Consider the following 21,667-nt stretch of genomic DNA (forward strand, 5'->3'; position numbering starts at 1 on the left):
TCCCTAATTTTCCTTGCCGATGCGAGCGGCTTTTTCTGAATCCACCCACCACGTCGCTTCTACGGGGAAGGCATATGCCGGCATATCATTCGGAATGCCGAACATGTCCCAGACAGCTACTGTGTGGAAGGCTTTGAACCACTGCGGCACCCAGTAATAGCCTGCGCGCAGAACTCTATCCAATGCTCTGGCAGCGGTTATCATTTCCTCACGCGAGGATGCATTCAGCGCCTTATCCACCAAATCGTCGACAGCAGGCACCTTGATGCCCGAGAGATTGTAAGATCCGAAGGTTTCAGCAGAGGCCGATGTCCAGAAGTTACGGATGCTCGGCCCAAGTGTTGGTGTCAGAGAAAAACGATGCCCGACAATGTCATAATCGAAATCATCTACACGCTTCTGGAACTGTGCCGGATCAACGACACGGAAGCTTGCTTCAATGCCTAACAGTCTGAGATTCTTGACATATGGCAGCACAATTCGTTCGAAAGCAGGCGAGTTGGAAAGGAATTCCATTTGCAGCTGCTTTCCGTCAGGCCCGATCAATTGCTCGCCGCGTCTGTAGTAGCCTGCCTCCTTTAGCAGAAGCGAGGCTTCTCTGAGGAGTTTGCGATCCTGACCAGAGCCATTGGAAACCGGTTGTGTGATCGCTTCGCCAAAGACCCCTTCTGGCAGGTCTTTCTTGTAGGGCTCAAGCAGGGCCAGTTCGGCATCGCTTGGCAGACCAACAGCCTTCATCTCCGAGTTTTCGAAGAACGACTGGGTTCGGGTGTACAGATCATAAAACAGCGCAGAATTTGACCACTCAAAATCGAAGGCATAGCCGAGCGCTTCACGGACCTTGGGATTGGAGAACTTTTCTTTTCGCGTGTTGAGGAACCAGCCTTGCGCTCCTGATGGGAGGCGGATGGCAAATTCCTTCTTGGCAACACGTCCCTCTGTCAATGCAGGGAAGTTGTATTCCGTCGCCCAAGTCTTGGAGGAAAATTCCTCATGGAACGTTAAACGGCCTTTCTTGAAGGCTTCAAATGTTGCTTGTCGATCGCGGAAGAAGTCGAGACGAATGATCTCGAAATTGTGGTGGCCATTGGTTACTGGCAGGTCTTTTGCCCAGTAATTCGCTACCTTTTTGTACTCAATATACCGGCCAATCTCATAGCGTCCGACCATATATGGCCCCGAGGACAACGGCGGTGTCAGTGTTGACGCCTCGAAGTTGTAGCGGGTGTAGTACGCTTTTGAGAGGATAGGGAGAGTTGCTATCAATAAGGGAAGTTGCCTGCTGTGATTGCCTGAAAAAGCGACCGTGACAGTGTGTTCATCAGGTGCGGTCGCGGAGACCATTTCCTTGATGGACTGGCTGATAATCGGGTGCCCTTTTTCCTTCAGAAGGTTCAGGCTGAAAGCAACATCTTCTGCATTGAGCATTGATCCGTCATGGAACCGGGCTTCCGGCCTAATTTTGAAGGTGACGAAGTTGCCGTCTTCCGAGACCAGAGCGCTCTCGGCCACCAGACCATATACGGCATCCGGTTCGTCATAGGCACGCACCATCAGGCTATCAAAACAGAGCTCCATACGCGGTGGGGCATCTCCTTTGAGGATGAAGGTGTTGAACGTGTTGAAGGTCTGCGGGTTCTGATTGTAGCCCCAGCTCGGCGCAGTCATGGCGATTTTGCCACCAACCGGAGCTTCCGGATTGACGTAGTCAAACGCCGTGAAATCCTTTGGGTACTTCAGATCACCAAAGACAGAGAGGCCGTGGCTTAAGGTTCCCGCCTGAACCGGCAGGGCTCCACCGGGCACCAGAAAGGCTGCTGCAGTGGCCGCGCTGAAGTGCAGGAAGCTACGTCTACTGATTTGGCTAAGCGTCATCAATTGGCCTCCTCTATCTTCTTGGCTTTTTCTTCATCCCACCACCAAACGGTTGGGAAACCTATGGAGAATTCAGGAAGCTGTTTTGGGTGTGCGAAACGATCCCACCGCGCAACGCGGCTGAATGGAGATGTCCAACCAGGAACAACGTATTGCTCCCACATCAGGATACGGTCCAAAGCCTTGGTTGCTGCAACCAGCTCGTCACGATCATCAGAGTTGATGATGATATCAATCAGCTCGTCGATGGCAGGGTTTTTGATACCCGCATAGTTTTGAGAGGCTTCGCTGTCTGCTGCATTTGAGCCCCAATACTCTCTCTGCTCGTTGCCCGGAGAGAGAGACTGCGCCCAGCCGGTGTAAATCATACCGAAATCACGGCTGCGGACGCGGTTGACATATTGTGAGCTGTCGACGACGCGCAGCTGCAGGTCAATACCAAGCTTCTTCAGCGAGGCCTGATAACGAAGAGCTACACGCTCAAAGCGGCCGCCATTCATCAGATATTCGATTGTAAATGGTTCGCCAGTCTCTTTGTTGACGAGCTTACCTTGCTTTTGCACGTAGCCAGCGTCTTTAAGAAGGCCGATTGCCTTTCTCAGGTTGACACGCTCCTGACGGGAATCTTCGGATACCGGATTCTCGTAGGGCTCTGTAAAGACGGCTTCTGGCACTGGTGATTTCAATGACTTCAGAACTTCCAGCTCGCGCCCTTCTGGCAAGCCTGCAGATGCGAGCTTTGTTCCGTCGAAGTAGCTGGTGAAACGGCTGTATTGATCAAAGAAGATCGTGCGGTTCATTTCCTGAAAATTCAAGGCATAGTTCAGTGCCCGGCGCACGCGGCGATCCTGAAACTTCTCTTTGCGGGTGTTGAGAATAAAGCCCAGCATCAAGCCACTACCACGATACGTCTGCGGGAACTTTTCCAGCACCACATGGTTGGCTTTAACAGCAGGAATATCGTAGGCGGTTGCCCAGTTCTTTGCCGTGGTTTCCGTGCGCCAGTCAAAACGGTCAGCCTTAAAGGCTTCAAGCTGCACGGTTTCGTCGCGGTAGTAATCGTAGGCGATTGTGTCGAAGTTGTTGGAACCAACATTCACATTCAGATTTTGCCCCCAATAGTCGTCAACGCGCTCAAATGAGATTGAACGCCCAGGTACGACTTCTCCAATGCGGTATGGACCAGAGCCGAGAGGCACTTCCAAAGTGCTTCTGGAAATGTCACGCACATTTCCAGAGGCATCTTTCTCATTCCACCAATGCTTTGGCATGATGTAGAGCGAACCAAGGATTTGCGGGGCTTCTCTGTTACCCGGTTTATCGAAGTTGAAGCGTATCTCTGTCGGGCTCAAAATGTCATAGCCCGTAACATGACGATAATAGTATTTTCGGGAAGGATCTTGCGTGGTCCATTGATCGAATGACCATCCCACATCTTCTGTGGTGATTGGTTTGCCATCGTGCCAGCGTGCATCAGGGCGCAAGCGATAGACCACCCACGCAAAGTCTTCGGGATATTTCATCGCATCAGCGATCAAGCCATATTCAGTCGAGGACTCGCTCATTGATGGGGTCATCAGGGTATCGTAGATGAGGCCCAGTCCACCTGCACGAATGCCCTTTGATGCCACAAGGTTCAAACTGTCAAAGGTGCCCGTTGCCGAGAGCCGCACCCTGCCCCCTTTGGGAGCGTCCGGATTGACATAGGGGAAGTGCGCGAAACCTTCCGGCATCTGAGGAGCACTGATGAGGGAGTCTGCATACCGCCATTCAGGCTCACTGGTTTCAGCAATTGCTGCGGAGGATGTCAGACTTGCAATGGCAAGCGCCAAACCTGTCAGTGAGCTATATAGTCTGGTACGCACAGCATTCCTCCATAAATACAATCAGTAGTTCTAGCGTAGAAAAAACACCACGCGCTGAAAATTGAACTTTTCTTGCAGCTTTCAGCCAAACTTAAACTAAGATTACGGCTGAAAACACTTCCGCTACAACGTCTTTTGCCAAGATGACAAAAATTTAACTGGAAGAAACGAGGAAAAGGTTAGCATTCACGCAAATTCAGACAATAAAAAAGCCGGGATCAAATCCCGGCTCTTTAACAATTCTACCCTCACATATGTGGGAGGGATATCAATTCAATATTAATTGATCGGTACTGGGTTGTCTGAAAGTGAACGCAGGTAAGCGATCAGGTCAGCGCGTGGCTTGTCTTTCTTCAGACCAGCGTAGCCCATGGATGTACCAGAAACATGTTTCTTAGGTGCTTTGATGAACTCGTTGAGCTGCTCAAAGGACCACTCAGGATTGTTTGCCGCAAATTCCTGCATCGCTGAGGAATAAGAGAAGCCATCATGAGATGCAGGTGCGCGACCTACAACACCCCAGAGGCCCGGGCCAACTTTATTTTTTCCACCCTGATCGAAGGTGTGACAAGCTGCACATTTTTTAGCTTGTTTCGCACCAGCATCCGCAGAAGCAGTGGTGAGCAGCTCTTCAATTGAGACGACCTTGACTTCTTCCGCAGCTTCATCACCTGCGCCGTTGTCGGCACCAGCGACTTCAATCTCAAAACCGCGTTTCTCGTTTCCATGAGGCGCAAAGATGACTTCCGTCAAAACATTCAGGCCCATGAATACAACCAAGGCGAACAGAATTGCGCCGGCAATTTTGTTCAGTTCAAACGAATTCATAGCTCACACGCTCCGAATATTTGGTTAGGCTAGCCTTCATGCAGCAGGCACGGCACCTAACTCGATATGTGTATTTTGCTGGGAAACTACAGTTATTTTCGGGCACTTGTCCATAATTTAATTAGTGTTTTTCCTAGGTCTTTTGCAGTGATGTGGACCACAGGTTGATGTTTGAGAGCTCAAAAAACCAAGGAACACAACAACTCTCGCCGGTCAGCAGTTTAAAATGGCTATAAACTACTGATTTATTCGAGGATATCCCGCTCAGGCCAATTCAGATTGCAGTGAAGGCGCAGCGCAACCAATTTACCTGAACTCAAGAGAATGCGACAAAATATCACACCAGAGCGCTTTTAGATCTGGGGATTTCATTGCAGAGCACTCAACAGGACCGTAAACGCGTTCATTCTTGAGGTCTTTTCACCTTAAGTTTCGCCTCTGAGTATTATTAAGGTTTGCAATCCCTCACATCTAGGGCAATTTGTGCGAGGGGCTGTTTCGCGACTGTTGGCGAAGCCTCAAATGTATCAGGTTTCTAAATTGCCGTGAGTATAGTGATGTCAGATCAGCGCAAAGTCGTGTTTCAAGGAGAAGTGGGAGCTAACTCCCATATGGCGTGCAACGCCGTTTACCCAGAGTACCAAGCTATCCCTTGCGCGACTTTTGAAGACTGCTTCCACGCGATCGAGACCGGAGAAGCAGAACTTGGCATGATCCCGATCGAAAATTCGGTTGCGGGACGCGTTGCAGACATTCACCACCTGCTTCCTCGCAGCAATCTGCACATTATCGGCGAATACTTCATGCCGATTCGGTTTCAGCTGATGGGCATCAAAGGCACCAAGCTGGAAGAGCTGAAGAGTGTTCAAAGCCATATCATGGGGCTTGGACAATGCCGAAACTTCATTCGCGATCATAACCTTAAGCCGATTATTGGCGCTGACACAGCTGGATCCGCACGCCAGGTTGTTGAAGGTGGCGACAAAACAATCGGGGCCTTTGCTCCAGAGCTTGCGGCTGATGTTTATGGTCTGGATATCCTCGCACGTGATTGTGAAGACGCTGCCCATAACACGACCCGTTTCGTGATCCTCTCTCGCGAGAAAAAGCAGACTGCGAACACTGGCCAACCGATCATCACGACCTTCATTTTCCGCGTTCGAAACGTTTCTGCTGCTCTTTACAAAGGGTTAGGCGGTTTTGCGACCAACAACGTCAACATGACGAAGCTGGAATCCTATCAGCTTGAAGGTCAGTTTTTCGCCTCCATGTTTTACGCAGATATTGAAGGACACCCAGAAGAACCCAACGTAGCCCTTGCACTTGAGGAGCTGGCGTTTTATTCGACTGAACTGAATATTCTTGGGGTGTACAACGCTAGCCCGTTCCGCGAAAAAATTCGGGAACCTGAGGCTAACCGTGCTTTGCGTCCTACACCAGGGAAATAACAGTTGTAGGCCTTGCTCCAACGGTGAGTCACCTATGTATCGTTCCGGGCGCTTGTGATCCGGGCTAGTTACAAGGACTTTACATGTCTGAATTCAAGTTTGATGCATTGTGCATCGGCAATGCAATCACTGACGTCTTCTCTCATGTAGAAGATAGCTTTCTCGTTGAGCAGTCTTTGGTAAAGGGTTCCATGCGCCTGGTCGATACAGACGAAGCGCTGCGCCTCTATGACCTGATGGGTCAAACAACCCGCATCTCCGGTGGCAGTGCAGGCAATACTGCTGCTGGTATCGCTTCGCTTGGTGGTGCGCCTGCCTTTATCGGCAAGGTCGCAGCTGACGAAGTTGGAGACGTTTATCGCCATGACATGAACAGCATTGGCGCCCACTTCAACACAGGCCCGCTGCGTGATGATCTTGCGTCTGGCCGCTCCATGATCCTGATCACCCCGGACGGTGAGCGGACCATGAACACCTATCTGGGTGCAGCGACCAAGCTGACTGCGTTTGATATCGACCGCGACGTGGTTGCCAATTCTGCGATCACTTACATGGAAGGTTATCTCTGGGACGAAGAAGCGGCGAAAAATGCGTTTCTTGAAGCTTCCAAGGTTGCCCATGAAGCAGGGCAGCTGGTGTCGCTTTCGTTGTCAGACAGCTTCTGCGTTGATCGTTTCCGGGATGAGTTCCTGGAACTGATCCGCGATGACAAAGTCGACATTCTGTTTGCCAATGAGCATGAGCTCAAAGCGCTCTACCAGACCTCTGACATTGAAACTGCGATTGCGATGGTGCGCGAGGATTGCACACTGACCGCGCTGACATTGGGCTCAGAAGGCGCTATGGCGATTTCTCGCGAGGAAACTGTACATGTGCCAGCTTCCGCTATTATTGGCGGTGTGCGTGACCTGACAGGCGCTGGAGACCTGTTTGCGTCTGGCTTCCTCTTTGGTCTGGCGCGTGATTTCAGCCTGAGCGACTGTGCCGAGCTGGGTTGCCTTTGTGCTGGTGAGGTTATCAGCCACGTTGGTGCGCGCCCTGAAAAGCCGCTTAACCAGATTGCAGAGCAGACTGGCTTCACGCTCAAGGTCTAGCCCTTTATTTTCATGCGTATTCTTATCCGAAAACCGGGACCACTTTTCGGGAATACGCTCGAGCGAACTGAAAATATTAATTCAGGCGGCTTGCGGGCCGCCTTTTTTATTTGCTGATTTGCTGAATATCTTCTGCGCTGTTTATCTGAAAGAAGAGCGGCTGTGCGGTGCTGATGTGCATGCGCTCGGTCTCTTTTTGATTAAGCTTGCAAATCTTCGAGATCAGTCCTCGAATTGTGTTCCGGTGCGAGGAGATGATGACGTTTTTTCCATTCATCAGCTGAGGCAGAACACGGTGCTTGAACACACCATGGGCTCTGTTGGCCGTCATCTCCACACTTTCACCACCGGGCGGTACGGCGTGCAATGAGTGGCGCCATTGGTGCACTTGCTCCACGCCGTGTTCCTGAACCGCGCTTTCGATAGGAAGGCCTGTGAGATCACCATAGGCCCTTTCATTGAAGAGCTTGTCCTCAATGACATGCAGATGAGATTGCTCAGCTTCTTCGAGAATGAGATCCAGCGTTTTGCGGGCGCGCCTAAGGCCTGATGAATAGGCCAGATCGAACTGGATCGCCTGAGAGTGGAGAGTACGACCTGCGTTTCGGGCTTCTTCAATGCCTTTGGCACTCAGCTCAGGATTGGCTTGTCCTGAGAAAACCTTCAGCGCATTCCATTCGCTTTGCCCGTGGCGCACCAACACCAACAATCCCATAAAACACGCCTCTCAGATCTTCTTTGTGTGCGTGTCTTATATAGGTTCAATTGCAGCTCTAAACCCGACTTTCGTTAAAACATCCAATGATGATTTCAGGCAGGCTCCAGAATGTTGGTGGGCAGACCATCCAGACTTGTGGCGTTGTGCTTGCGCCAGTAGTTCTCCAACTCCTCACGATCCATCGTCTCGTAGTAGGGCAGGAATTCTTTTTCAACGCGCGTATCAACCAAATCCATGCGCGGGACTGTTGAGCCGCATGAGGTCTGAATGAGTTCGATATCAAGGTCGAAGATTTGTCTGCACCCCGGCAGGTCGGGGAACTGAGCGACCAGTTTGGCCCAGTCCTCATCTCTGGGATGAATGGCCTTTGCCGTTCCGAACACCCGAAGCGTGAGGCGCTGCTCGCCGAACGAACAGAACATGAGGGTCATGCGGCCATCATCTTGCACGTGGGTGGCTGTCTCATTGCCAATACCAGTCAGGTTCAGCCAGATGATGCGCTCGTCACTTAAAACCCTGAGGGTATCCATGCCTTTGGGGGACAGGTTGATATGCCCTGTGGCAGCAGCTGTTGCGACGAAGAACATTGATTGCTCTTCAATATGCTGACGAAATCTGCGGTTCAGTTTTTTGGCTACGATCATCGGCTTTCTGATGCCTTTTCAGGAGCGACTAGTCGGCGACTGCATATTGGGTGTTAATGCGGCGCTGTTCGCTGGCGTAGCTGCCAGAACGCTCCCCATTGCGTTTGTCGTAACTTCTTGCCCATGCCTGCCAGAACTCTTGGGAGCTGCTATCCATCTCAGCGATTTCCGGTTGGACAATCGGTGTCTTCGGCAGGATCGTGTTGGGCAACTGCACGACCTGCAACAAAGGCCGGTGGCGTGGGAAGCTGATTGGCACATCCTGTTTACGCAGCTTTATATTGATGAACAGCGGTGAACAGAACCAGCTGGAGTCAATCATCGCTTCAAAACAATCATAACCTGCATTGGACGGCAGGTTGATTGGGCCGCGGACCCAATGACACTGGCCTTCATCGCCGATCAGGCTGTAGCCAGCGCCGATCTGAACGATGTCACCTTCAGGGAACACATCCAGAAATGGGGGGTAGTAGTCCTCTAGCCCTTCCGGACAGGAGTTTTGGTAGTCTTCCACGAAGTCTGTAAGATACAACCGATCCAGCAGGGTCCACTCGCCGTCGGCGCCAAGCCGATAGAGGACCTCAGATCCGGTCCACATCAGATAAAAATCTACTGGCGGGTAAACATAGTAGCCCTGACGAGAAGCAGTAAGGAGGGGTTCACAATACTTCATTGCCCGGGCTGGCATCATGCCAAGGTTCGTTCCATCTGCCTTAACAACGTCCGGGGCAGATTTGACCATTCTTACAAACTTCACAGGAATTCCCTCGCAGATAAAACACTCTGCAAAAATGAAGCGAGGCAGCCTAAACTGCCTCACACATTAAATTATTTTGGTTTTTTCTCTTCATCTTTTGGAGCAAGGCCACCATTCAATTTTGCTGGCTTTGCTTGAGCAGATGCTGGGCGACCGTCGTTTGCTACTGAAAACTTCATAGGTTGTCCTCTCAATTAATATATTAATGCGGTCATACATTTTCTGTATGCATGGAGAGGCTTGCATCGAATCTTACGTAGCGCAAGGTAAATAATAATGACGCATGCATTATCTATTATTGATAATTTTAAGTGTATTTAATTTCACATACTTAGTATTTTAACAAAGACTATTTGTGTGAATAATATTTATATTTTTACAATTCTAATTCAGCCATTACAGAGCAGCTCAACTCAGCCAAATAAAAAAGCGGCCCGAAGAGCCGCTTTTTATGATTCTGAATTTTGAGGGTGGCTTAAACTTCTGCCAAGTCCTCAACAGAAAGAACCTTACCTTCTTCATCAAGGCGATAAACAACAGGCTTGCCTGTGCCGAGCTCGCGCTTGAGGATTTCTTCAGGTGAAAGTCCTTCAAGTTCCATGATGAGGGAACGCAGGGAGTTGCCGTGTGCAGCAACAATCACGCGATTACCTTCGAGAACTTTAGGAAGAATGTCAGAACGGTAGTAAGGCAGGGTGCGCTCTGCAGTCATCTTCAGGCTTTCACCGCCTGGAGGAGGAACGTCGAAAGAACGACGCCAGATGTGAACCTGCTCTTCACCAAATTTCTGACGAGCTTCGTCTTTGTTCATGCCGGTGATGTCACCGTAGTCACGCTCGTTCAGAGCCTGATCTTTTGATGTTGGCAGGTCTTCCTGACCAAGCTCACCAAGGATCAGCTTAAGAGTGTGTTGAGCGCGCAGCAGGTCAGAAGTGAACGCCAGATCAAATGTCAGGTTCATTTCTTTGAGTTTTTTGCCGGCTGTTGTTGCTTCTTCAACACCCTGTTCTGTCAGGTCTGGGTTTTTCCAGCCAGTGAACAGGTTTTTCAAATTCCATTCGCTTTGTCCGTGACGGACGAGAACCAAAAGGCGTTCCATTAAGCTCTCCTAAGGAGGTTATGTTTGCTTGAAAACAGTTGTCTTGGAAGGACTGTTTCAAGTCTCATTTCACATGTCTTGCTCATCGCTCATCAGAGCACGTCGCGTTCATGTACGTTTGCGCATCGCGCTCCAACATCTTTGTTGGAGCGAAGTCTTGTCATTTGATTGGACCCAATCAAATAGAACACGCTCTAGCAAGCATGCATTGTGTGTCACTCATCATTCAGGCCGAGAACATCAGCCATTGAGTACAGGCCCGGTTGCTGATTGTGCGCCCAGAGGGCTGCTTTCACGGCACCGCGAGCAAACAGTTGTCTATCCGTTGCGATATGTGAGAGATCTATACGCTCTCCCTCGCTCGCAAACATCACCGTATGTTCACCTACGACAGATCCACCTCGCAATGTTGCAAAGCCGATGTCGCCTCTTTTCCGTTCACCCGTAATGCCGTCTCGTGTGCGAACACTATGGGTTTCAAGATCAATCCCCCGGCCTTCAGCTGCTGCCTCACCCAACAGCAATGCTGTTCCTGATGGGGCATCAACTTTATGCCGATGATGCATTTCCAGGACTTCGATATCGAAATCTTCATCCAGAGCTGCAGCGGCCTTTTTAATGAGGCATGCGAGCAGGTTAACACCTAGGCTCATATTGCCTGATTTTACAATGCGGGCTGATGTCGCGGCGTGAGCAAGTTCGGTAGATTGGGCAGACGTCATTCCCGTTGTGCCGATAATGTGCGCAATAGAATGACGCGCTGCAGCTTCTGCAAATTCAACCGTTGCCTCTGGCACGGTGAAGTCCAGCACGCCATCAGCATCAGCAAATGCAGCCTCAAGATCATCGGTGATTGCAACGCCGAGTTTACCGCATTCTGCGAGTTCGCCAGCATCTGTGCCCAGAAACTGGGAGTGTTTGCGCTCGATCGCGGCTGACACCACAACTCCGTCCATTTCGGTCACTGTGCGTACCAGTGCACGCCCCATTCGGCCTGCTGCGCCTACAACAACCAGTCGCATGTCACTCATCACGTCCCCCAAGCCTACGAAAGCCCCTCAAATTATAGTGTGGAGGGGTATAGCAGGCGCACTAAAGAGTTTCAAACTCATATGGCAGTTGGTGTCCCAGAGTTTGCTCTATCTCGTGCAACTGGCGCTCGTTTCATGCTTGGTCATGTACGGCCTGTCCTGCGAAAAATCTGATAAAACTTATCCCCCTGCCCTGAACCACGCTTATTCTCAGTTTTGTGCTCACGTATTCGGGCAGCTGATGGACCGTCCATCAGTGCGGCGTGGGCTGGGCGGGGCTACCGGGTGAAGTAACGCATCACCCGGCGGGTTCGTTGAAACACCCCTTGAAAGTCTTTAGTGCAGGGACCAAGCGGAAGCTAGTCACCCGATGGGCGTCTACACTGGCAGGCGTTTAGCTATCACCGACAATCACATTTGCCTCTGGCCGGTGTGCTTGTTGCTGACAGTGCCTGCTCCCAATGCCTTTCGGAGGAGATCTTGTTTCATACAAAAACGCCCGGGCAAGGCGAGCAGCCAATGCCGAAGAAACTAATTTACTTACAATGCGCAGGCACTGCCTGCTCGCCTTGCTCACTCCCGAACTTTCGGGGTTCAACTCAACACCGCCGGCAAAGCCGCGCGGTGCTAAAACCGCTCCAGCTATGAGGAATTCTCAAGTCCACCGGAATAGAAACCCGCGTGAAACTCATATTCTTGCGCTAAGATAGCGGATAGCTTACTCAGAGTACGGTGTGTTCACACCATGCACGCATCAGACTCTAAATCTTTGTTTTAACGCGTACTCCTGCTCGAAAACCAAGATCTTTTTTCGAGAATGCGCTTTCATCTTTACAGAACTTAAAAATGCAGCAGGGTTGCGTTTTCACGCGTTTCCGAGACCCAGGCAGCTGCTCCCGCAAGGGGATACTATTATGGATAATATACGCGGCAGCGCCTGGATGGTGCTTGCAATGCTGGGGTTTGCCATTGAGGATACGCTGCTTAAGACGGCGACGGCTTCAGTGCCCGTTGGGCAAACACTGATGTTGTTTGGTATCGGCGGCACATTCGGCTTTTTGCTGTTGACCTGGAGACGCGGTGAACGGGCTTTTACGCCGGAAGCGTTGAAGGCAACACTTTACGCGCGTGCGATTTTTGAGATTACGGGGCGGCTGTTTTTCCTGCTGTCACTGGCGCTGAACACGCTTTCCAGCACCTCTGCCATTCTTCAAGCCACTCCAATTACAGTCACTCTAGGCGCTGCCGTGTTGTTTGGCGAGCGCGTGAACTGGCAGCGGTGGCTTGCGATCCTGATCGGTTTCATTGGCGTGCTGATGATTATCCAACCGAGTTCGGAAAGTTTTCAGGTGACTTCGATTCTTGCCATCATCGGTATGATTGGCTTTGCTGGTCGTGATTTGGCAACGCGAGCGGCTCCCCCAGCCCTTTCCAACATGCAGCTTGGTGTTTACGGCTTTGCGGTGCTTATCCCAACTGGTGCAGCTTACTCATTCTGGTCTGGCGGGTTTGTCTGGCCGGATCTCTTCAGCGGGTTGGTCATCGCAGCAGGCACACTCGTGGGCATCGGGGCTTATTACTCGCTTACGGTTGCCATGCGCACCGGGCTGGTGTCCGTCGTCACCCCTTTTCGGTACTCCCGATTGCTTTTTGGCCTCCTGCTCGGCTTCCTGATTTTTGACGAGACCGCAGACGCCATGACACTGGCAGGCTCCGCGATTATTGTACTGAGCGGGCTGTATATTTTGGCAGGTCATTCACGACTTAAGGGGCAGACCTCTAAGAGCGCCGCAGAGTGAGCTTGAAACAAGAAAAAGGCCGGTCCATTTCTGAACCGGCCTTTTTTTGAATTTAGCTAGAAAAGCTTAGTCTTTTGCAGGAGCTGGAGCAGCTTCTTCGCGAGGAATTTCCTTGCCAGTTTCCTGATCGACAACTTTCATGGAAAGGCGAACTTTACCGCGCTCATCAAAGCCCATCAGCTTAACGAAGACTTTGTCGCCTTCTTTGATCACGTCAGTTACTTTCGCAACTTTGCGTGGAGCCAGCTGGGAGATGTGAACCAGACCGTCGCGTGCGCCGAAGAAGTTTACGAATGCGCCGAAGTCAACAGTCTTAACAACTGTGCCTTCGTAGATTACGCCAACTTCTGGCTCAGCAGCGATGGAGTTGATCCAGTTGAGAGCAGCTTTAATCGCTTTACCGTCAGAAGAAGCCACCTTAACGGTGCCGTCGTCTTCGATGTTCACTTTCGCGCCGGTCTTTTCAACGATCTCGCGGATAACTTTACCGCCAGAACCGATCACTTCACGGATCTTGTCTACTGGGATCTTGATCACTTCGATGCGTGGAGCATGCTCACCCAGCTCAGAACGAGCTTCGGTGATTGCATTTGCCATCTCGTCAAGAATGTGAACGCGACCGCCTTTAGCCTGCTCCAGAGCGACTTTCATGATCTCTTCGGTGATACCGTCGATCTTGATGTCCATCTGCAGTGCAGTGATGCCGTTTGCAGAACCTGCAACTTTAAAGTCCATATCGCCGAGGTGATCTTCGTCGCCAAGGATATCGGAGAGAACTGCGAAGCGCTCGCCTTCCTTGATGAGACCCATTGCGATACCAGCCACAGGAGCCTTCAGAGGAACACCAGCGTCCATCAGGGACAGGGATGCACCACAAACGGAAGCCATGGAGGAAGAACCATTAGACTCAGTGATTTCGGAAACAACACGCAGGGTGTATGGGAAATCATGGTGTGCAGGCAGCATTGGGTTAACAGCGCGCCATGCCAGTTTACCGTGACCGATTTCACGACGTCCTGGGGAACCCATGCGACCAGCTTCACCTACAGAGTATGGAGGGAAGTTGTAGTGCAGCATGAATGCAGATTTGGTGGTGCCTTCGAGCTTGTCAACGAACTGCTCGTCTTCACCTGTACCCAATGTTGCAACAACCATTGCCTGAGTTTCACCGCGTGTGAACAGGGCAGAACCGTGTGCACGTGGCAGCATGCCAACTTCAGAAACGATAGAGCGAACAGTGGAAAGGTCACGGCCATCGATACGGGAACCAGTATCCAGGATACGGCCACGAACGATAGCAGCTTCTGCCTTTTTGAACAGGTCGGAGATGACAGTCGCGTCAGGAGCGCCTTCTTCACCAGTTACAAGAGCTTCAACAACTTTCGCCTTCACAGCATCAACAGCGTTTTTACGCTCTGTTTTAACAGTGATGGAGTAAGCAGCGCCGAGTTCTTCAGCAGCCAGCTCCTGAACTTTACCGAACAGCTCAGAATGATCTGGCAGGTTCAGTTCACGTGGCTCTTTAGCAGCTTTTTCAGCCAGCTGAATGATAGCGTCGATCACTGGCTGGAAGCCTTTGTGACCGAACATCACAGCGCCGAGCATTACTTCTTCGGTCAGTTCCTGAGCTTCGGACTCAACCATCAGAACAGCGTCATTCGTACCTGCAACAATCAGGTCCAGATCGGTTTCTTCCATCTGGTCAACTGTTGGGTTCAGAACGTATTCGCCGTTGATGTAACCAACACGAGCGCCACCGATTGGGCCCATGAATGGAACGCCGGAGATGGTGAGTGCTGCGGATGCGCCAACCATTGCCAGAATGTCTGGAGCGTTCTCGAGGTCATGAGACAGAACAGTAAGAACAACCTGAGTTTCGTTCTTGTAACCATCTACGAACAACGGACGGATCGGACGGTCAATCAGACGGGATGTCAGGGTCTCGTGCTCGGAAGGACGGCCTTCGCGCTTGAAGAAGCCACCTGGAATGCGGCCAGCAGCGTATGCCTTTTCCTGATAATTTACGGTAAGTGGGAAGAAATCCTGACCTGGCTTTGCGGTCTTCGCGGACACGACTGTCGCGAGAACTTTTGTCTCGCCGTATGTTGCGATGACTGCGCCGTCTGCCTGACGGGCAACCTTGCCGGTTTCAAGGATGAGCGGACGTCCGCCCCAATCTACTTCCACGCGATGTATATCAAACATATCTTTATCCTAACGTTCGCCTCAGTGCCTGATGGTCGTCATCAAACTTGAGGCTGTCATTTGCCGGCAATGCGCGCACCAACTCCTTGAGTACCAAGGGCGCGATGCCTTTTCAGGTCGAACGATTGCAGGCAAGACAGCGAGAAGCTTTTGTTTGATTGTGCGTACCTTTGACCAAAAACCGGCCTCCACTTTTGGGAGATACGCTGTAAGCTTCTGGCAATCCTGCCAGGTCTTCATTCGCCTGCGTTCATTCTGGAAGAGAACGATCTGATCCAGAATATACCTCTCGCAATTTCCCGAAATACCTTGGAAATAGGAGAGGGTAAGGAAAACGCGGCGAGCTTTCGCTGCCGCGCTTTGAATTCTTCGTCTTAGCGACGAATGCCCAGACGCTCGATCAGGGACTGGTAACGAGCAACGTCTTTACCCTTAACGTAGTCAAGGAGCTTACGACGAAGTGCAACCATTTTAAGAAGACCACGACGTGAGTGGTTGTCTTTCTTATGACCCTTGAAGTGGTCAGTCAGAACTGTAATGCGGTGCGTAAGGATAGCAACCTGTACTTCCGGAGAGCCAGTGTCACCTTCTTTGATCGCAAATTCTTTGATCAGTTCAGCTTTTTTTTCAGGCGTAATCGACATCGATTTTTCCTTATCTAATGGCAGTCATACTGCCTCTTATTAAATGCCCAGAAGGCATGCGCTCTTTTACAGAGCTATGTGTTGAGCTCGGGCCGTGCCAAGATGTCGTCTAGCAGGGTCAGGCCAACACATAATAACCGGGTAAGCAGTAGCTTCCCAGCGGCGGGACTATGACTGAAAAACTCTCAAAAAACCAGAAGAATCTTAAGGGGCTTGCAGCCATAAATCCCCTTAGAACAGTTTGCCTTTCAGCGATTGCGCCCCGCGATGATTTACATTCACGTGTGGCGCTCCACTTTCAGAAAGGCTTCAGAGATTGAAAACTCGCTTTGGCTTGAACTGACCTTTTGAGACTTCACCAAAAGCAATCAGCTTGCCTCCAGAAACCACATAGATTTCCTCGGGGCCTATCGGTGCATTTGCGCCACGTAGTAAAACAGGATTACCACGCTTTACCTTCGCCGCAGCATCAGAGGTGATTGGCACCTCTGCAAACTGGTGGAGTGCGACTTCAACTGGCTTGATGTGTCCGATCAGTTCTGAGTTTTCGTGGGGGTCGAGAACAGGTGGCTCTTCACCTTCTTCAACTTCTACCGCCATAGTTTCTTTAGCAGCACGAAGTTCATCCAGGGTAACCATCTGCTCTTCACCGAAGGGTCCTACCAGCAACCGGCGCAAGTCAGTGACATAGCCACATGTACCAAGGCGTTCACCAAGGTCACGGGCCAGTGAGCGAACATAGGTTCCCTTGCCGCATTCAGCTTCAAAAACCGCACGGTTTTCATCTGGACACTCGACCAGATCCAAGCGATGCACCACAATCGTACGTGCATCCAGCTTTACGTCTTCGCCTTCCCGGGCAAGATCGTAAGCGCGGTTTCCGTCAACTTTGATTGCGGAGAAAATTGGCGGAACCTGTTCAATGGCGCCACGGAACTCAGGCAGAACCACGAGGATCTCATCGTGTGTTGGGCGCACATCGGAGGTCTTGACCGGTTCGCCTTCAGCATCATCAGAGGTGGTTTGCGTGCCCCAGGTCACCTCAAAGCGGTAAACCTTTCGTCCATCCATGATGTATGGAACTGTTTTGGTGGCCTCCCCAAAGGCGATCGGCAGACAGCCGGTCGCAAGCGGATCAAGCGTTCCTGCGTGTCCGACTTTTTCAGGATGAAAAATCCTCTTCAACTGCCCCAATGCATCATTGGAGGTCAGGTTTAGAGGTTTATCCAACACAAGCCATCCGTTTACAGGGAAACGGGGTCTACGTCGCTGCTGTTTGCGCGCCATACTTCTCAGCTCTTAATTCTTTGCATGCGTTGCGCTTCTGAGCGCGTACTCTGGTCTGAAACCCACGACTTCATCTTTGGCATTATGCTCTGTAAAGCTTAGTCGCGGTCATCACCTTGATCATCATCGTCATCGATGCCGCCATCAGCAAAATCCTTACGGATGCCAGGCTCATGCAGCAGTCGAGTAATCAGATCATCATCGTCAAAACGCGTATCGGCTACAAAACGTAGATCACAAGTGTATTTCATTGTGACGCGTCGAGCGACCTGCCCACGAAGGTACTTCGCGTTGCGTTTAAGTGCAGCGAGGACAACATCAATATCGCGACCACCCATAGGCATGACGAGAACGTCAGCCCATCTCAGATCAGGCGACATGCGTACTTCCGGGACCGTGATAATAACACCGTCAAGTTCAGGATCGGTGATCCGACCACGTGTCAGAATGTCTGACAGTTCTTTGCGGACAATCTCACCTACACGCAACTGGCGCTGAGACGGCTGACCTGCAAATTCATCGCGTGCTTTTGCCATTTTTATCTCTCAATTTGCTTTGAGTTTGGAACAACAGAGCGCCGACGGGGATAAATCCGCGCCGGCGCTGCTGAATGTTCATTTCGCTCGTTTAGCTCTTCACTCTGTTAGAGGGAGCGAGCGATCTCTTCTACCTGGAAGCACTCGATGACATCACCGACGCGCATATCCTTGTAGTTTGTGAAGTTCATGCCGCATTCAACACCGGATTCAACTTCTTTGACTTCGTCTTTGAAGCGCTTAAGTGTACCCAGCTCACCTTCGTGGATGACGACGTTGTCACGCAGCAAGCGAACCTGTGCGCCACGCTGAACGACACCTTCGGTGACCAGACAACCTGCAACACGACCGATTTTGGTGATGTTGAAGATTTCTTTGATGTCTGCGTAACCGAGGAAGGTTTCGCGACGTTCTGGAGCAAGCATACCAGACATAGTGGACTTCACATCGTCGATGAGGTCGTAAATCACGCTGTAGTAGCGGATCTCGACGCCTTCGCGACGCGCAGCTTCCTGAGCCTGTTTGTTTGCACGAACGTTGAACGCCATGATTGGTGCTTTGGACGCAATCGCCAGAGTGATGTCGCTCTCGGTGATACCACCAACGGAAGCTGCCACAACACGCGCGCCAACTTCGTCGTTGCCAAGTTCTTCAAGCGCACCCTGGATTGCTTCGGCGGAACCCTGCACATCGGATTTGATGATGAGCGGGAATTCTTTTTTGCCTTCTTCCTGCAAGCCCTTCATCATCGCTTCCAGAGAACCACGAGACCCAGCAATACGTGCTGCCATCTTGTCGCGCTTCTGGCGGTGACGATATTCGGAAATCTCGCGAGCACGGCCTTCGTTTTCTACAACTGCAACCATGTCACCAGCGGATGGTGTCGCCTGGAAGCCAAGAACTTCAACCGGTTTGGAAGGACCAGCTTCCTTAACTGGCTTGCCATTCTCATCAAGCATCGCACGAACACGACCCCATTCGGAACCAGCAATGACAACATCACCAACCCGGAGTGTACCCTTCTGAACCAGAACGGTAGCAACTGGACCGCGACCTACGTCAAGCTTAGCTTCGATAACGGTACCTTCAGCGGCACGGTTAGGGTTAGCTTTCAGCTCAAGAACCTCAGCCTGCAGCAGGATCATTTCGATCAGCTTATCAAGGTTAGTGCCTTCTTTAGCAGAGACCTCAACATCGATAACGTCACCACCCATGGTTTCTACAACCAGATCTTCACGAAGAAGGTCGTTGCGAACGCGGGAAGGGTCAGCGCCTGGCTTATCCATTTTGTTGATCGCGATGATGAGCGGAACGCCAGCAGCTTTTGCGTGAACAATAGCTTCTTTGGTTTGTGGCATCACACCATCATCAGCAGCAACCACGAGGATCACAACATCAGTGGACTTAGCACCACGAGCACGCATCTGAGTAAACGCTGCGTGACCAGGAGTATCGATGAAGGTGACCTTCTGGCCATTCTGCTCGACCTGGTATGCACCGATATGCTGTGTAATGCCGCCAGCTTCACCGGAAGCAACGTTTTCCTTGCGGAGCGCATCGAGAAGGGACGTCTTACCATGATCAACGTGACCCATGATTGTAACAACCGGTGGACGGTTGGACAGATCAGTGTCGTTGTCTTCAACGGTGAAGAGACCTTCTTCCACGTCAGCTTCAGACACACGTTTTACGGTGTGACCCATCTCTGCGGCGATCAGTTCAGCGGAATCAGCATCGATCACGTCGTTGATTTTCATCATCTGGCCCTGCTTCATCAGCAGTTTGATGACGTCAACAGCACGTTCAGACATACGCTGAGCAAGGTCCTGAATGGTGATCACTTCCGGAAGCACAACTTCACGCGCTACCTTCTCACGAACAACCTTTTGACCCTTACGTTTTTCTTTCTCACGACGACGGCGCATGGATGCCAGTGAACGATTACGACTTTCATCACCACCAGTGGCGCGGGTAATCGTTAGTTTTGACTTACGGCGGTCATCGTTGCCTTTAGGTGTTGGCTTAGCAGCCACAACAGGCTTTTTAGGACGTAGCGCAGGCTTTAGAGCCTTTTTGCTCACTTCCTTACCAGTTTCCATGCTTTCTGCCGGAGCTGCAGAAATTCCACCTGGACGCCCGCCACCTGGACGAGGACCATTAAGGTTTGGCGGCTTGCCATCACGCATTGGTGGACGACCACCACGATCACCACCTGGACGAGGACCTCGATCCCCTGCCGGGCGTGGACCACGGTCACCTGCCGGGCGTGGACCACGGTCACCACCTGGACGAGGGCCACGGTCACCTGCCGGGCGTGGACCACGATCACCTGCTGGGCGAGGACCACGGTCGCCACCTGGGCGAGGGCCACGATCGCCACTGCGCTGAGGGCGATCACCAGAACGTGCCGGACGCTCTTCGCGTTGTGCTGGCTTTGGAGCTTCAGCAGCTTTTGCAGCCGCTTCAGCTTCACGCTTCGCTTTCGCTTCAGCTTCGGCCTTAGCACGTACAGCAGCTTCTTCAGCTTCACGCTTAGCGCGAGCTTCGTCTTCTACACGTTGTTTTTCTGCTTCTACAGCGCGCTGTGCAGCCAAGATTTCCTGACGCTTTGCTTCTTCAGCGCGGCGTTTAGCATCTTCGACTTCACGAACCTTAGCCATTTTAAGCGCTGCGAGACGTGCGTCTGCTTCACCCTTGGTCAAGGTTTTCAGAACGGCACCACCGCCCTGACCGCCACCACCACCGCGACGCTGACCGCCACGCTGGTTGTTATTGTTGTTACGGTTGCCACCGCGACCGCCGCCTTCACCGCGCTTCTGAGCATCACCCGCACCACGGCGAGCTTGCTGAGGACCGCGCTCTTGCTGCTGTCCCTGACGCTTTTCCGGGCGTGACTGGGAGGCTGCAGGAGTTGAAGAGGAAGCTGCAGCAGGTGCAGGTGCCGCGGAGCCTTCCTGGCCCGGCACAACTACACGGCGCTTCTTCTTTTCCACGACGACTGCCTTGGAGCGGCCGTGGGAGAAGCTCTGCTTAACAGTGCCCTTCTCAACACTGCCTCCGCGTTTGAGGCCCAGCGTTTTCTTTTCCCCGCCGGTGGGATTGTCGTGGTTGTCTTTGGTATCGCTCATATTGCCTTCAGTCCTGCGCCACTGCACCCTTTGTACCGTCGTCGTCAGCCATGACAGAAACTTCCCGGAATTGCGCAAGGCGTTGCGCGTGCTTCACGAAGTTTCTGCCTGCCTCGCCGGCCAGCAGTACAGCATGTATAACGTTATCCCGATCCAGATGCGTACTCATCTGTTCCGAGTTAAACAGGCGGATCACGCTGAGACGATCCACCTTGCCAAATCTAGAAGCGGCTAGGGCCGCCAACTTACGCACACCATCTTCAGAGGCTTCAGTGGCGTGCACCAGAGCAAGAACACTCTCCTTTTTGAGAGCTGCCTCGACTTTCGAAAAGCCAACATGTAGGTTGCCAGCTTTTCGGCTCATGGACAGTGCGCCCAGAGCTGCCTGCTCCAGCAGTTTGTCGGTGTGGTCGGCCAAACCGTCTTCAGCGTTTACCTGCTCCTTAAAGCCTCTCGAGAAAGCGCGCCTTTTTATCGCTTCCTGCAAAACAGACTTCTTTGCCGACACCCAAACCCCACGTCCCGGGAGGGTGCCTTTCACATCAACTACAACAGTTTTGTCAGGAGCCATAACGAATCTGAGAAGGTCTGTCACCGGTAGAACTTCACGCGTGACCGCGCAGGTTCGTTCTGTCGGCTCATTTTTTCTCGGCACTTCGTATTCCCAACCCTACTATTGTTGTTATTTTTCATTCAGTTACGGGGATGT

The 21,667-nt window shown here is 51.7% G+C and carries 17 protein-coding genes; 3 read left to right on the forward strand and 14 right to left on the reverse strand.

Annotated features, from left to right (window positions below; all coding sequences use genetic code 11):
- Positions 1 to 3: 3 nt before the first annotated feature.
- From PsAD5_RS26735 to PsAD5_RS26745, 3 genes are all read right to left on the reverse strand, one after another.
- On the reverse strand, positions 4 to 1,875 hold the full coding sequence (locus tag PsAD5_RS26735) for an ABC transporter substrate-binding protein (protein ID WP_063294294.1): 1,872 nt from the start codon (positions 1,873 to 1,875) through the stop codon (positions 4 to 6).
- Positions 1,875 to 3,740, reverse strand: coding sequence for an extracellular solute-binding protein (locus tag PsAD5_RS26740; RefSeq protein WP_063294295.1), 1,866 nt, complete (start codon positions 3,738 to 3,740; stop codon positions 1,875 to 1,877). Before PsAD5_RS26740 ends, PsAD5_RS26735 begins: the two co-directional genes overlap by 1 nt.
- A 279-nt stretch (positions 3,741 to 4,019) precedes the next feature.
- A complete protein-coding gene (locus PsAD5_RS26745) occupies positions 4,020 to 4,568 on the reverse strand; it encodes a c-type cytochrome (RefSeq protein WP_063294296.1) in 549 nt (182 codons plus the stop codon).
- Positions 4,569 to 5,125: 557 nt separating this feature from the next.
- Here PsAD5_RS26745 and PsAD5_RS26750 point away from each other — a divergent pair.
- On the forward strand, positions 5,126 to 6,016 hold the full coding sequence (locus tag PsAD5_RS26750) for a prephenate dehydratase (RefSeq protein WP_057463058.1): 891 nt from the start codon (positions 5,126 to 5,128) through the stop codon (positions 6,014 to 6,016).
- 83 nt (positions 6,017 to 6,099) lie between these two features.
- Positions 6,100 to 7,110, forward strand: a complete 1,011-nt coding sequence (locus PsAD5_RS26755) for an adenosine kinase (protein ID WP_063294297.1) — start codon at positions 6,100 to 6,102, stop codon at positions 7,108 to 7,110.
- 106 nt (positions 7,111 to 7,216) lie between these two features.
- On the opposite strand, the gene PsAD5_RS26760 is transcribed toward PsAD5_RS26755, so the two are convergent.
- The 5 genes from PsAD5_RS26760 to dapB all read right to left on the reverse strand — a co-directional run bounded on the left by PsAD5_RS26760 (position 7,217) and on the right by dapB (position 11,359).
- A complete protein-coding gene (locus PsAD5_RS26760) occupies positions 7,217 to 7,825 on the reverse strand; it encodes a 2,3-bisphosphoglycerate-dependent phosphoglycerate mutase (RefSeq protein WP_063294298.1) in 609 nt (202 codons plus the stop codon).
- Positions 7,826 to 7,920: 95 nt separating this feature from the next.
- Positions 7,921 to 8,472 carry a pyridoxamine 5'-phosphate oxidase family protein gene (locus PsAD5_RS26765; RefSeq protein ID WP_063294299.1) on the reverse strand — a complete coding sequence of 184 codons (552 nt, stop codon included), beginning with the start codon at positions 8,470 to 8,472 and terminating at the stop codon, positions 7,921 to 7,923.
- 28 nt (positions 8,473 to 8,500) lie between these two features.
- Complete coding sequence (locus tag PsAD5_RS26770; protein ID WP_063294300.1) at positions 8,501 to 9,214, reverse strand: DUF6065 family protein; 714 nt, start codon at positions 9,212 to 9,214, stop codon at positions 8,501 to 8,503.
- A gap of 490 nt (positions 9,215 to 9,704) precedes the next feature.
- Complete coding sequence (locus PsAD5_RS26775; protein WP_057463063.1) at positions 9,705 to 10,328, reverse strand: 2,3-bisphosphoglycerate-dependent phosphoglycerate mutase; 624 nt, start codon at positions 10,326 to 10,328, stop codon at positions 9,705 to 9,707.
- A gap of 215 nt (positions 10,329 to 10,543) precedes the next feature.
- A complete protein-coding gene (gene dapB / locus PsAD5_RS26780) occupies positions 10,544 to 11,359 on the reverse strand; it encodes a 4-hydroxy-tetrahydrodipicolinate reductase (protein ID WP_063286353.1) in 816 nt (271 codons plus the stop codon).
- A gap of 914 nt (positions 11,360 to 12,273) precedes the next feature.
- On the opposite strand from dapB, the gene PsAD5_RS26785 reads away from it, so the two are divergent.
- Complete coding sequence (locus PsAD5_RS26785; protein ID WP_063294301.1) at positions 12,274 to 13,158, forward strand: DMT family transporter; 885 nt, start codon at positions 12,274 to 12,276, stop codon at positions 13,156 to 13,158.
- Positions 13,159 to 13,224: 66 nt separating this feature from the next.
- On the opposite strand, the gene pnp is transcribed toward PsAD5_RS26785, so the two are convergent.
- The 6 genes from pnp to PsAD5_RS26815 all read right to left on the reverse strand — a co-directional run bounded on the left by pnp (position 13,225) and on the right by PsAD5_RS26815 (position 21,613).
- Positions 13,225 to 15,363: a polyribonucleotide nucleotidyltransferase gene (gene pnp / locus PsAD5_RS26790; RefSeq protein ID WP_063294302.1), complete on the reverse strand. Its 2,139-nt coding sequence runs from the start codon at positions 15,361 to 15,363 to the stop codon at positions 13,225 to 13,227.
- Positions 15,364 to 15,737: 374 nt separating this feature from the next.
- Positions 15,738 to 16,007, reverse strand: coding sequence for a 30S ribosomal protein S15 (rpsO, locus tag PsAD5_RS26795; protein WP_057463067.1), 270 nt, complete (start codon positions 16,005 to 16,007; stop codon positions 15,738 to 15,740).
- A gap of 309 nt (positions 16,008 to 16,316) precedes the next feature.
- Positions 16,317 to 17,294 (reverse strand): tRNA pseudouridine(55) synthase TruB, encoded by a 978-nt coding sequence (gene truB, locus PsAD5_RS26800; RefSeq protein WP_063294303.1) that lies wholly within the window; start codon positions 17,292 to 17,294, stop codon positions 16,317 to 16,319.
- Positions 17,295 to 17,392: 98 nt separating this feature from the next.
- Positions 17,393 to 17,830 (reverse strand): 30S ribosome-binding factor RbfA, encoded by a 438-nt coding sequence (rbfA, locus tag PsAD5_RS26805; protein ID WP_063294304.1) that lies wholly within the window; start codon positions 17,828 to 17,830, stop codon positions 17,393 to 17,395.
- 107 nt (positions 17,831 to 17,937) lie between these two features.
- Complete coding sequence (gene infB, locus PsAD5_RS26810; RefSeq protein WP_063286348.1) at positions 17,938 to 20,958, reverse strand: translation initiation factor IF-2; 3,021 nt, start codon at positions 20,956 to 20,958, stop codon at positions 17,938 to 17,940.
- A 7-nt stretch (positions 20,959 to 20,965) separates the two neighbouring features.
- Positions 20,966 to 21,613 (reverse strand): RNA-binding protein, encoded by a 648-nt coding sequence (locus PsAD5_RS26815; protein ID WP_082596804.1) that lies wholly within the window; start codon positions 21,611 to 21,613, stop codon positions 20,966 to 20,968.
- Between the last annotated feature and the right edge of the window lie 54 nt (positions 21,614 to 21,667).

This window comes from Pseudovibrio sp. Ad5 (assembly GCF_001623095.1).
Lineage (GTDB): Bacteria > Pseudomonadota > Alphaproteobacteria > Rhizobiales > Stappiaceae > Pseudovibrio.